Genomic DNA, 11,821 nt, shown 5'->3' with positions numbered 1-11,821 from the left:
CCAGCGCGGGCAAAAGGAGAGTGCGGTGTCGGGAAAAGACTGGCTGTTAGCCCTGTGTGTAGTGATTGCGTGGGGCGTGAACTTCGTTGTCATAAAACTGGGTCTGCATAACATGCCTCCCTTTTTGCTGGCGGGATTGCGTTTTGCACTGGTTGCCTTTCCTGCCCTTTTACTGGTGCGCCGTCCTGCTGTGCCAGTAAAGTGGCTTTTACTTTACGGCATGACCATCAGTTTTGGGCAGTTTGCGTTTCTGTTTTTGGCCATCAAACTGGGTATGCCTGCAGGCCTTGCTTCGCTGATATTACAGGCGCAGGCGTTCTTTACGCTGCTGCTTGGGGCGCTGTTTCTGGCCGAAAAGCTGCGCTGGAATCACATTGCGGGCATGCTGATTGCCACCTCAGGCATTTTTTTATTAGCCACCTCCGGCATGGCTGGCCAGAGCGCCGCCGGCATAACACTGACCACTATGATGCTTATGCTGGCGGCGGCGTTTTCCTGGGGACTGGGGAATATCACCAATAAAATCATCACCCGGCATTATCCCGTACCGGTTATGTCGCTGGTGGTCTGGAGCGCGCTGGTGCCCGTCGTTCCTTTCTTTGCCTGTTCGCTGCTGTTTGAAGGCCGGTCGGCAATCATTACCAGTCTGACGCACATTGATCTACAGACGGTGATGGCGCTGATTTACCTGGCTTTTGTGGCGACCATTATGGGTTACGGCATCTGGAGTACGTTGCTTAGCCGTTATGAAACCTGGCGTGTGGCACCGCTTTCCCTGCTGGTGCCTGTTGTTGGGATTGTTTCGGCAGCCCTGGTGCTGGGGGAAACCTTATCACGCCAGCAGATTGTGGGTGCTGTAATCATCATTGTCGGGCTGCTGGTCAATATGTTTGGTGGCGTGATTGGTCAGCGCTGGCTCAGGCAGCCGCAACATTAGCGCTTACCACTCGTCAAACTGACGTGCCCGACGTAACTACCCTTTCGTAAATGCCTGTGCATGCGCGCGTTTTCGGGCTGGCTTTGGCAGCCCGCTCGCAGAATAAAACCTCCGCCTGGACAGCAATGCGGATGCATGGAAGTATCCGCATTGCCAGGGCGGCCAGACATCTCTTTTCACTCATCACGACTTTCGCCCGTGTGCTTTATAACCGGGCCAGCAATGATGAAGAAGAAAAACGCAACGCCAACACCACACGATGCAACCTTTCGTCAGTTTCTCACCCAACCTGACATTGCCCGCGATTTCATGGAAATTCATCTTCCCGCAGATCTGCGCGCGATTTGCGACTTACGGACGTTAAAACTGGCGTCCGGTTCCTTTGTTGAAGCGGATCTCCGGCAGTATTTCAGTGATGTGCTGTATAGTCTCAAAACGACAGCGGGTGAGGGCTATATGTACGTCCTGATCGAACATCAGTCTTCACCTGACAGGCATATGGCGTTCAGGCTTCTTCGCTACGCGGTCGCGGCCATGCAGCGCCACCTGGATGCCGGCTATAAAACGCTGCCGCTGGTGATACCGGTGCTGTTTTATATGGGTAAACGCAGACCCTATCCTTATTCCACCTGCTGGCTGGATGATTTTACGCATCCGGCACTGGCTCGCAGGCTCTACAGTACTTGCTTCCCTCTGGTTGATATTACGGTAATGCCTGACGATGAGATTGTGGAACATCGCAGCATGGCGGCACTGACGCTGCTGCAAAAGCACATCCATCAGCGCGATCTCGCAAATCTGATGGACAGACTTGTCCCTGTGCTGCTGTCCGGTTATCTTTCGTCATCACAGATTGTATCGTTGGTGCACTACATTGTGCAGGCGGGTGAAACCCCAGACGTCGAGGCTTTTATTCAGGAACTGGCCCTGCGGGTGCCGCAACACGGAGACACGCTTATGACCATTGCACAGCAGCTTGAACAAAAAGGTATGCAGAAGGGTTTTGAGAAGGGTATTCAGACCGGGCGGCATGAAGGCCGTAATGAAGGTAAACGCGAGGTTGCGCGCACTATGCTGCAGCATGGCCTGGACAGAACAACCGTAATGAAAATGACCGGGTTGAGTGAAGCAGATCTGGCACAGATTCAGCATTGATCTGAACCTGCAAAAGAAGGCGCGGGACAGGTGAAGCCCTGCGTTTGTCAACGCGACCTGATGCTTTTCGTTTTCTTACCATCAGGCCATCACTGATCGCTTCGCCGCATCCGCATCAATCTGCTTGTCGCGGTCATAAAAAAACGGCCACAACCTGTATGCTGTGACCGTTCTCATGTTTACTCAGCCGTCACGGCCGCTTTATTTTAAAATTTCAATCCGGCGTGGTTTCGCTTCTTCAGGAATCAAACGCTCAAGATCGATGCTCAGCAGACCATTTTCCAGGCGCGCGTCGCGCACGACGATATGGTCAGCCAACTGGAATTTACGCTCGAAATTACGCTCGGCGATGCCCTGATAGAGATATTTACGTTCTGTCTGCTCTTCCGGATGCGCACCACGCACGATGAGCACGTTGTCGTGGGCCGTAATATCCAGTTCACTCTGAGCAAAACCGGCTACCGCGATAGTGATGCGGTAATGATTCTCATCAACCAGTTCAACATTGTAAGGGGGATAACCACCGTTGCTCTGATTTTGATTGGACTCAAGCAGGTTGAACAGGCGATCAAATCCGATGGCAGAGCGATAAAGGGGAGACAGATCAAAGTTACGCATAAAAAGACTCCTGAATGTCAGCAAGTTTTGGCAACCTTCCACTATTGGACAGGTTGTGCAGGACCGCATTGCCCCTTTCGGCGGCAGCCTTAACGACCCTGTTTAGAAAATGGGTGCAGACGCCAGGCTTTCAAGACCCGATGCGTGATTTTTTTCGCCAAACTGGCGAAATGGCATACACTCAAGGGTAAATTGCCGGACCAGAACGGACTTCATGACTGAGAGGGTACGCTGGTGCGCTCACGCAATCAGGTGCCAGAATCGAAGGGACGACATATGAAAATGATGAAAAGGTTACCGTTGGCTGGCGTGATGTGTTGCGCAGTCGCTTCCGGTGGATGTTCCAGCGTCATGACGCATACCGGTGCAAGTCAGGGCTACTATCCGGGCACACGTGCCAGTGCTGACATTCTGACGGACAGTCAGGCCAGCTGGGCGCTAAAGCCCCTGGCGCTGGTTGATCTGCCTTTTTCTGCCGTCATGGATACGCTGTTACTGCCCTGGGATTACTATCGCAGCGACAAGGATAAAGCCCTGGATTCGCCGCGTGCCCGCGTGCTTCAGAGTGAAAAGCTGGCACACACCGAGGAAAATCTGGCGCATGCTCAGCCCATGCCCGCTATGCAACCGTCACAGTAAACAGGTGCTGCCAGCCCTCTTTTTCCCGCATAAAAGCGATCTTTTTTCCATCCGGTGACCAGACCACCGCATCCCCGGACGGTGCCGACCCGGTGCGGGCGGTTAAGCGTTCGCACTCTCCCGTTTGCCAGTGACACAGCATCACGCTGTTGTCGCAAATAAAGGCAATGGTTTCACCACGAGGATGCCAGCTAAATGCAGACTGAATGCTGTGGTTCAGCCGCGTTATCTGGCGCGGTTCACCGCCGTTAGGCGATACCGACCATAATTGAATCACCTGCTGGCTGTCCGCCATCAAAAAGGCGATAGCGCTGCCATCGGGTGAGCTACGTAACCAGTGGCGAGGTTGCTGCGCCAGTCCCTTGCTATAGGTTAACCGTCGCTGTTGAACCCCCGCTGGTGGCGCGGGTAGATGGTGGCTGTCCCCTTCCAGCGGTGAGTGGCCGGGTTTGGCATAGGCTTCCAGTGCCTCTGGCAAATCGACGACAAATACCTCGGGATGCTTGTCTCCTGCCGCGGAAAGCGTGTCGCCAATAAAGGCGATGGCCCAGCGTTGACGGCTGCCGTCCGGCTTTTCATAGCCCTGATGACCAATCCAGCACTCTTCATAGGCCCGATTGATTTGATCGCTGCCCGGCTGTGGGTGCGCTGTCGTTTCACTGACTACTACACAAAAATGGCTGCCATCATATTCGCGCGGATGCTGTTTTTCTGGTTTCACTGCTTTTAACGGGACGGCAATGCCGACATTGCGCAGATCAAGACTGATATCCAGCTCGTGCATCACGTGATCGTTATAGGTGAAGCTGAGGCGCGAGCCATCCGGACTAAAAACATGGACGTGAGAACCGCCGCGCAAAGCACCTGGCGTAAAGGGCGGCGTGATATCGCATGCATCCAGACTGGCGGCCTGACCCGCTTCAATGATCACGCCGCGGCGATGATGAAAGTCATAATGCCAGTTGTCGTCAGGATGCTCTGGCCCATGAATACAGACATAGCGCTCGGGTAAGGTGGGACAAACCGTCACCACGCCAACATGGGCGCCCGCCGTTGCCTCATACAGCACTTCCACTTCGCCGGTATCCACATTAACGCGTTCAATTGTCTTACCGGTGAACGACGCGCCGGAAGGCCGCACATCAAAGGCCAGCCACTGGCTGTCGGGCGTCCAGACGTTGATGTTGGTCAGTTGATGATGACGAGGAGCAAAAGTAATCTGTTTTTCAGGCATGAAAGCACTCGTGAGCAGGCGCGTTATTTGACAGTTGCAGTGATGTTATGGGTAAAACCGTGCAGATGACTGACCTGACTGCGCGGTTTTACCCATAAAAGAAACCGATTAAAGCACCCATTTTTCAATGGCGTGCGCAACCCCATCTTCCATATTGGTTTTGGTCACAAACTGGGCTATTTTTTTCACAGAATCAATCGCATTGCCCATCGCGACGCCGGTCCCTGCGTATTCAATCATCGCCAGATCATTTTCCTGATCGCCTATCGCCATAACCTCTTCCGCTTGCAAACCCAGCTTCTCTGCCAGCATTTTTACGCCATAACCTTTGTTTACCCGACGGTCGAGAATTTCCAGATAGTAGGGCGCGCTTTTCAAAATGGTATACGTCTGGTGCGCATGCTCAGGCAGTCTGGCGATGGCCGCATCAAGCAGAGCGGGTTTATCAATCATCATGAGTTTTGGAAAACGCGTTGCCGGATCCATTTCTTCAACGGCCCGATAACGTACCGGGATGCCGGTCAGGCTGGCTTCATGAATTGTAAATTCGCTGATATCTTTATTTGGCGTATACAGGTGTGATTTATCAAACGCCTGAAAATGCACGCCCAGTTCTCTGGCCAGCTTCTCAACATACATGTAATCGTCAAAGCCCAGCGTCACATCGGCGACGACTTCACCATCTTCAGCCCGATGAACAAGCGCGCCATTATTACTGATGCAGTACTGACCTGGCGTATGGAGATCAAGTTCCATTAAATAACGTTCAATACCAACATAAGGTCGGCCGGTCGCCAACACGATGGAAACCCCTTTTTCCCGGGCGCGGTTCAGTGCCGATTTTACGCCTGCGGTGATCTCGTGCTGCGGATTCAGCAGCGTGCCATCCATATCAATTGCGATCAGTTTAATAGCCATAGCATCCTCATTGTGTCGGGTTTACAGCAATGCTAGCGCGATTCAGCTCACATTGACCAGTTTATCGGCGCTTTTCAGCACGCGTGAACCATAACGTGTTACGTTTCGGTCCACGATGATCTGGCAAAAAAAAACCCTTCACGAGGAAGGGTTTTACATCTTTTGGCGCGATTATATATCGATGTTTGCGGCTTTCAACGCATTCTCTTCGATGAAGGCGCGGCGCGGTTCAACGGCATCCCCCATCAGGGTTGTAAACAGCTGGTCGGCGGCGATCGCATCTTTAATGGTGACACGCAGCATGCGACGGCTGTCTGGATCCATTGTCGTTTCCCACAACTGATCCGGGTTCATCTCACCCAGACCTTTATAGCGCTGTACAGACAGACCACGACGGGATTCTTTCACCAGCCACTCAATCGCCTGTTCGAAGCTGGATACCGGTTGACGGCGCTCACCGCGCTCGATGTAAGCATCCTCTTCCAGCAGGCCGCGCAGTTTGCCACCCAGGGCGCAAATTTTGCGGTATTCCGGCCCCATAATAAACTCGCTGTCCAGAGGATAATCCGTGTCCACGCCATGGGTCCGTACGCGTAAAACAGGCTCAAACTGATTCAGCTCACGATTTTCACGTACGTGTGCCACATAGGTGCTGCCGTGCGCTTCACGTTCAGTCAGATAGCTCACCAGTCCGTTAATCCAGGCGTTAACGGCCGCTTCATTACTCAGATCGCTCAGCGTGTCGTGATAGACCAGCGCACGTAACATCGCCAGCGGAAAACGGCGCTCCATACGTTTGATCATCTTCTGCGTGCTGTTAAAGTCCGCGACCAGAGATTCAAGCGGCTCACCACCTAATGCCGGTGCGCTGGCATTGGTGTGCAGCGTCGTTCCGTCGAGGGCGATAGCGATCTGATACTGATCCATCGCCTCATCGTCTTTAATATACTGTTCCTGCTTGCCTTTTTTCACTTTATACAGCGGCGGCTGAGCAATGTAGACGTGACCACGCTCAATAATTTCTGGCATCTGACGATAGAAAAAGGTCAACAGCAGTGTACGAATGTGCGAGCCGTCGACGTCCGCATCGGTCATGATGATGATGCTGTGATAGCGCAGTTTATCCGGGTTATATTCGTCGCGGCCAATGCCGCAGCCCAGCGCGGTAATCAGCGTAGCCACTTCCTGAGACGCCAGCATCTTATCGAAACGCGCCTTCTCAACGTTCAGAATTTTCCCTTTCAGCGGCAGAATAGCCTGGTTTTTACGGTTACGGCCTTGCTTGGCAGAACCGCCCGCGGAGTCACCCTCCACCAGGTAGATTTCAGACAGAGCCGGATCGCGCTCCTGACAATCCGCCAGCTTGCCCGGCAGGCCAGCCAGATCCAGCGCACCTTTGCGGCGTGTCATTTCACGGGCACGGCGCGCGGCTTCACGGGCGCGGGCGGCATCAATGATTTTGCCGACAACGATTTTTGCATCGCCCGGATTTTCCAGCAGATATTCCGCCAGCAGTTCATTCATCTGCTGCTCAACGGCCGATTTCACTTCAGAAGACACCAGCTTGTCTTTGGTCTGTGAAGAGAATTTTGGATCCGGCACTTTCACCGACACCACGGCAATCAGGCCCTCACGCGCGTCATCACCGGTGGCGCTGACTTTGGCCTTCTTGCTGTATCCCTCTTTATCCATGTAGGCATTCAGGGTACGCGTCATCGCGGCGCGGAAACCGGCAAGGTGCGTACCGCCGTCGCGTTGAGGAATGTTGTTAGTGAAGCAGTAGATGTTCTCCTGGAAGCCGTCGTTCCACTGCAGGGCTACTTCCACGCCAATGCCGTCTTTTTCGGTTGAGAAATAGAATACGGTCGGATGGATAGGCGTTTTGTTCTTGTTCAGGTACTCAACAAACGCTTTAATCCCACCTTCATAGTGGAAATGGTCGTTTTTGCCGTCACGTTTGTCTTCCAGACGAATGGAAACACCGGAGTTCAGGAAAGAGAGCTCACGCAGGCGCTTCGCCAGAATGTCGTATTCGAAGTCGGTCACGTTGGTGAACGTGTCATGGCTTGGCCAGAAACGGATACGGGTACCGGTCGCGTCGGTATCGCCTGTCACCGCCAGCGGCGCCTCGGGCACGCCATGCAGATAAATCTGCTGGTGCACTTTGCCTTCGCGACGAATGGTCAGCTCCAGCTTCTGTGACAGGGCGTTAACCACAGACACGCCCACGCCGTGCAGGCCGCCCGAGACTTTATACGAGTTATCGTCGAACTTACCGCCAGCGTGCAGCACCGTCATGATCACTTCTGCCGCGGACACGCCTTCTTCTTCGTGGATACCGGTTGGAATACCGCGTCCGTCATCCTGTACGGAAACCGAGTTGTCCGCATGGATGGTGACAACGATATCTTTACAGTGACCGGCGAGCGCTTCGTCGATTGCGTTATCCACGACCTCGAATACCATGTGATGCAGACCGGTTCCGTCATCGGTATCGCCGATGTACATGCCCGGGCGTTTGCGTACCGCATCAAGCCCTTTCAGAACTTTGATACTTGAAGAGTCATAAGAATTCGACATCAACGTTTCTCGCTCATTTAATCTTTAGGTTGAACCGCTATTTTACCCTGTTCCACGCGGAACATCTTGCCCTTTTCGTCAGTCATGTCGATTACATGCTCGGACGAGATGGCGCTGACAAAGACCTGAGCCTGAGTCGCCTTCAGTCGTTCCGCCAGCAGGCGGCGGCGACTGTCGTCCAGTTCAGAGGCAAAGTCATCAATGAGGTAAACACAACGGCGTCCGCTCTGGTTAGTCAGGAACTCGCCCTGCGCCAGACGCAATGCACACATCAGCAGTTTAAGCTGCCCGCGTGAGAGTAAATCTTCCACCGGCGTACCTTCGGCACGAATACGAAAGTCCGCTTTATGCGGGCCGCTGGCGGTGTAGGTTAGGGCCCGATCGCGTTCAAAGTTGCGTTCAAGCAGTTCGGCATAATCGCTCTCTTTGTCCCAGCCGCGCTGGAACGAAAAACGCAGATCAAATTCGGGTAAAAACTGCCCGCAGGTGGTTACGATCTCGGCTGAGATCGCGTCACTGTACTCGGCGCGCCACTGGCTAATCTGTTCGGCCAGCGGCACCAGTTCTTGATCCCATGGACGAACCTGACTGTAGCGCGTGACCTGACGCAATGCCGCATTGCGCTGTTTGAGCAGGCGCCGCAGGTTGCTCCAGGCATTAAAAAAACCCGGCGTATTGTGAAAGCAGCCCCAGTCGACATAGGCTCTGCGATATTTAGGACCGCCATTAAGTAGGGTAAAACCCTCTGGCGTGATCAACTGCATCGGCAGTAACTGCGCCAGCTCGGCCACTTTATGTCCGTCGCTGCCGTCAATGCGGACTTTGCTCTCCCCGGCGCGATTTTTACTGAGCCCGACGGAGAACTCGCGCTCCTGGCCTTCCAGCCGGCCATGCAGCACAAAGGCGGCCTGATCGTGCCGAATTACCCGTCCCGCCTGCAAACTGCGAAACGCACGTCCGTGGCCCAGCGTATAGATCGCCTCAAGCACGCTGGTTTTGCCGCTACCGTTCGCGCCCACCAGAAAATTAAATCCCGGCGCTAACGCCAGGTCAGCCTGTTCAATATTGCGAAAATCTTTTATTAGCAGGCGGGTTAAAGCCATGAATCAATCCAGCGTGAAGGGCAAAAGTCAGGATGAAAGGGATTGTGCCTTTGAAAAACAAGCCGCTCGGGTCACGGACAATACTGTCCGAAACCCGAATGGCGAGCAGGCCAGCGTACGATGGCCTACAGGCGCATAGGCATGACGACATAGGCCGCCGCCGGGCTGACGACATCTTCAATCTGCACACTCGACACAGAATCCGTCAGCAGCAAACGGACGTTCTCGCACTTCAGCGCATTCAGCACGTCCAGCACGTAACTCACGTTGAACCCAATTTCCAGCTCGCTGCCGTTATAGCTGACATCCAGCATCTCTTCCGCTTCTTCCTGTTCAGGGTTATTCGCGGTAATTTTTAGCTGATTTTCGGTGATATGCAGACGAACGCCACGGAATTTCTCATTCGACAGAATCGCAGCACGGGCAAACGCCTGTTTCAGCAGATCGCAACCGGCTTCCAACACCTTATCCGGATTCTTGGGCAACACACGACGATAATCCGGGAAGCGACCATCCACCAGCTTAGAGGTGAAGATATAGTCGCCCACATGTGCACGGATATTACTGCTGCCAATCTGTACCTGAAGCGGCGTATCGCCGCCATCCAGCAGACGCAACAGCTCGATAACCCCTTTACGCGGCACGATGACCGAATGGCTGGGCAGCGCCTGGCCAACGGGCATGGAACAGACGGCCAGACGGTGACCATCGGTGGCGACCGTACGCAGTTCTTCGCCTTCGGTCTCAAACATCATGCCGTTCAGGTAGTAACGAACGTCCTGATGCGCCATGGAAAACTGCGTGGCTTCAATAAGCCGTTTTAACGTTGCCTGCGGCAGCGTGAATTCCACCTCGCTCTGCCAGTCATCCAGGTTGGGGAAGTCGCTGGCGGGCAAGGTCGAAAGCGAGAAACGGCTGCGGCCAGAGCGCACCAGCATCCGTTCGCCTTCCAGTGTGACGTTGATCTCTGCGCCTTCGGGCAGGCCGCGGCAAATATCGAGAAATTTGCGTGCCGGCACGGTGGTTGCGCCAGGCTCGTGCGCCTGAGTAAGCGCCACGCGCGCCACCATTTCCATTTCCAAATCTGTGCCGGTCAGCAACAGCGATCCGTCATTCACCTGCATCAGCAGGTTGCCAAGGATCGGCAGCGTCGGACGACCACCAAGGGGGCCGCTGACTTGCTGCAGCGGCTTTAGCAACTGTTCACGTTCAACAATAAATTTCATAGCGTCACGAAGATAATGTTCTGATGAGATTAGAGAAATCTTCTTTGATGTCGTGGCTTTCTTCACGCAACTGCTCAATCTTGCGGCAGGCATGAAGCACCGTGGTATGGTCGCGACCGCCAAAAGCATCGCCAATTTCCGGCAAACTGTGGTTGGTCAGCTCTTTCGCCATCGCCATCGCCATTTGACGCGGACGCGCGACTGAGCGCGAACGGCGCTTAGAGAGCAAATCCGCGACTTTAATTTTGTAGTACTCCGCAACGGTCTTCTGAATATTATCAATAGTGACCAGTTTTTCCTGCAGGGCCAGCAGATCCCGCAATGCTTCGCGAACGAAATCGATCGTAATCGCCCGACCGGTAAAGTTAGCGTTCGCAATCACCCGGTTCAGTGCCCCTTCCAGCTCACGCACGTTCGAACGTAAACGCTTGGCAATAAAGAAGGCCACTTCGCCCGGCAAACGAATGTCGTTTTCGTCCGCCTTTTTCATCAGGATCGCAACGCGGGTTTCCAGTTCAGGCGGTTCGATCGCCACGGTCAGGCCCCAGCCAAACCGTGACTTCAGTCGATCTTCAACCCCGTTGATCTCTTTGGGGTAACGATCCGACGTCAAAATGATCTGTTGATTGCCTTCCAGCAGGGCATTGAAGGTGTGAAAAAATTCTTCCTGCGAACGCTCTTTATTGGCAAAAAACTGAATGTCATCGATCAACAGCGCATCAACCGAGCGGTAGTAACGCTTAAACTCTTCAATCGCGTTATTTTGCAGCGCTTTTACCATGTCCTGCACAAAGCGCTCGGAATGCATGTAAACCACTTTCGCATTTGGCTTACGCGCAATGATGCCATTACCCACGGCGTGCAGCAGGTGAGTTTTGCCGAGGCCAGTACCGCCATAAAGGAACAACGGATTGTAGGCACCGCCAGGGTTATCGGCCACCTGGCGTGCCGCCGCGCGCGCCAGTTGGTTAGATTTACCTTCAACAAAGTTGTCGAAGTTATGGCGATTGTTAACATTGGACCGATAGGTCACATCCGCAGGAGCAGGCACGTTGTCCCAGCTCGGACGTAAAATCTGTGTCGGTGCCGGACGGCTTGGCACAGGCTCCGCCGGCGCACTGACGCTGGCCATCGCGGGCTGGCTGACCGCTGCGGCGTGTTGAACCGGACGCGTGCCCACCTCAAAACGCAACAGCGGGACATTGGCACCGCAGAATTCGTTCAGCAATGCGTTAATGCTGTTTAGGTATTTATCCCGAACCCAGTCGAGTACGAAGCGGTTAGGAGCATACAAGGCAAGCGTATTGTCGTTTAATTCAGCCTGTAGTGGACGGATCCACATGCTGAATTCGGTGGCAGGAAGCTCATCCTGCAAACGGGCAAGACACTGTTGCCAAAGCGTAAGTGACAC

Annotated in this window: 10 protein-coding genes; 3 read left to right on the top strand and 7 right to left on the bottom strand. The window is 53.9% G+C overall.

What is annotated here, in order from left to right; translation table 11 throughout:
- Positions 1-25: 25 nt before the first annotated feature.
- Both GC090_RS00050 and GC090_RS00045 read left to right on the top strand, forming a co-directional pair.
- Positions 26-937 (top strand): EamA family transporter, encoded by a 912-nt coding sequence (locus GC090_RS00050; protein ID WP_058701535.1) that lies wholly within the window; start codon positions 26-28, stop codon positions 935-937.
- Between the two features lie 225 nt (positions 938-1,162).
- Positions 1,163-2,092: an Rpn family recombination-promoting nuclease/putative transposase gene (locus tag GC090_RS00045; protein ID WP_110268692.1), complete on the top strand. Its 930-nt coding sequence runs from the start codon at positions 1,163-1,165 to the stop codon at positions 2,090-2,092.
- Positions 2,093-2,293: 201 nt separating this feature from the next.
- Here GC090_RS00045 and ibpA read toward each other — a convergent pair whose 3' ends face one another.
- Positions 2,294-2,710, bottom strand: coding sequence for a small heat shock chaperone IbpA (gene ibpA, locus GC090_RS00040; protein WP_006121371.1), 417 nt, complete (start codon positions 2,708-2,710; stop codon positions 2,294-2,296).
- Between the two features lie 276 nt (positions 2,711-2,986).
- Between ibpA and GC090_RS00035 the strand changes: the two genes are divergently transcribed.
- Positions 2,987-3,349: a YceK/YidQ family lipoprotein gene (locus GC090_RS00035; RefSeq protein ID WP_006121372.1), complete on the top strand. Its 363-nt coding sequence runs from the start codon at positions 2,987-2,989 to the stop codon at positions 3,347-3,349.
- On the opposite strand, the gene GC090_RS00030 is transcribed toward GC090_RS00035, so the two are convergent.
- From GC090_RS00030 to dnaA, 6 genes are all read right to left on the bottom strand, one after another.
- Positions 3,330-4,583 carry a YidR family protein gene (locus GC090_RS00030; RefSeq protein ID WP_324020662.1) on the bottom strand — a complete coding sequence of 418 codons (1,254 nt, stop codon included), beginning with the start codon at positions 4,581-4,583 and terminating at the stop codon, positions 3,330-3,332. The genes GC090_RS00035 and GC090_RS00030 overlap by 20 nt on opposite strands.
- Positions 4,584-4,691: 108 nt before the next feature.
- Positions 4,692-5,501, bottom strand: a complete 810-nt coding sequence (gene yidA, locus GC090_RS00025) for a sugar-phosphatase (protein WP_006121374.1) — start codon at positions 5,499-5,501, stop codon at positions 4,692-4,694.
- Positions 5,502-5,672: 171 nt separating this feature from the next.
- A complete protein-coding gene (gene gyrB / locus GC090_RS00020; protein WP_006121375.1) occupies positions 5,673-8,081 on the bottom strand; it encodes a DNA topoisomerase (ATP-hydrolyzing) subunit B in 2,409 nt (802 codons plus the stop codon).
- Between the two features lie 17 nt (positions 8,082-8,098).
- Entirely contained in the window at positions 8,099-9,184 is a 1,086-nt protein-coding gene (gene recF / locus GC090_RS00015; RefSeq protein ID WP_006121376.1) for a DNA replication/repair protein RecF, read from the bottom strand.
- A 125-nt stretch (positions 9,185-9,309) separates the two neighbouring features.
- Positions 9,310-10,410, bottom strand: coding sequence for a DNA polymerase III subunit beta (gene dnaN, locus GC090_RS00010; RefSeq protein ID WP_006121377.1), 1,101 nt, complete (start codon positions 10,408-10,410; stop codon positions 9,310-9,312).
- Positions 10,411-10,414: 4 nt separating this feature from the next.
- Entirely contained in the window at positions 10,415-11,821 is a 1,407-nt protein-coding gene (gene dnaA / locus GC090_RS00005) for a chromosomal replication initiator protein DnaA (protein ID WP_006121378.1), read from the bottom strand.

It is taken from the genome of Pantoea sp. JZ29, from assembly GCF_035190385.1.
GTDB classification, from domain to species: domain Bacteria; phylum Pseudomonadota; class Gammaproteobacteria; order Enterobacterales; family Enterobacteriaceae; genus Pantoea; species Pantoea stewartii.
The sequence above is the reverse complement of the archived record's forward strand: the minus strand, read 5'-3'. Positions and strand labels throughout refer to the sequence as shown.

Excerpts from the sequence above, each read along its gene's own strand:
- GC090_RS00045 (WP_110268692.1), top strand. The coding sequence starts at position 1,163 with ATGAAGAAGAAAAACGCAACGCCAACACCACACGATGCAACCTTTCGT.
- ibpA (WP_006121371.1), bottom strand. The coding sequence starts at position 2,710 with ATGCGTAACTTTGATCTGTCTCCCCTTTATCGCTCTGCCATCGGATTT.
- GC090_RS00035 (WP_006121372.1), top strand. The coding sequence starts at position 2,987 with ATGAAAATGATGAAAAGGTTACCGTTGGCTGGCGTGATGTGTTGCGCA.
- GC090_RS00030 (WP_324020662.1), bottom strand. The coding sequence starts at position 4,583 with ATGCCTGAAAAACAGATTACTTTTGCTCCTCGTCATCATCAACTGACC.
- yidA (WP_006121374.1), bottom strand. The coding sequence starts at position 5,501 with ATGGCTATTAAACTGATCGCAATTGATATGGATGGCACGCTGCTGAAT.
- gyrB (WP_006121375.1), bottom strand. The coding sequence starts at position 8,081 with ATGTCGAATTCTTATGACTCTTCAAGTATCAAAGTTCTGAAAGGGCTT.
- recF (WP_006121376.1), bottom strand. The coding sequence starts at position 9,184 with ATGGCTTTAACCCGCCTGCTAATAAAAGATTTTCGCAATATTGAACAG.
- dnaN (WP_006121377.1), bottom strand. The coding sequence starts at position 10,410 with ATGAAATTTATTGTTGAACGTGAACAGTTGCTAAAGCCGCTGCAGCAA.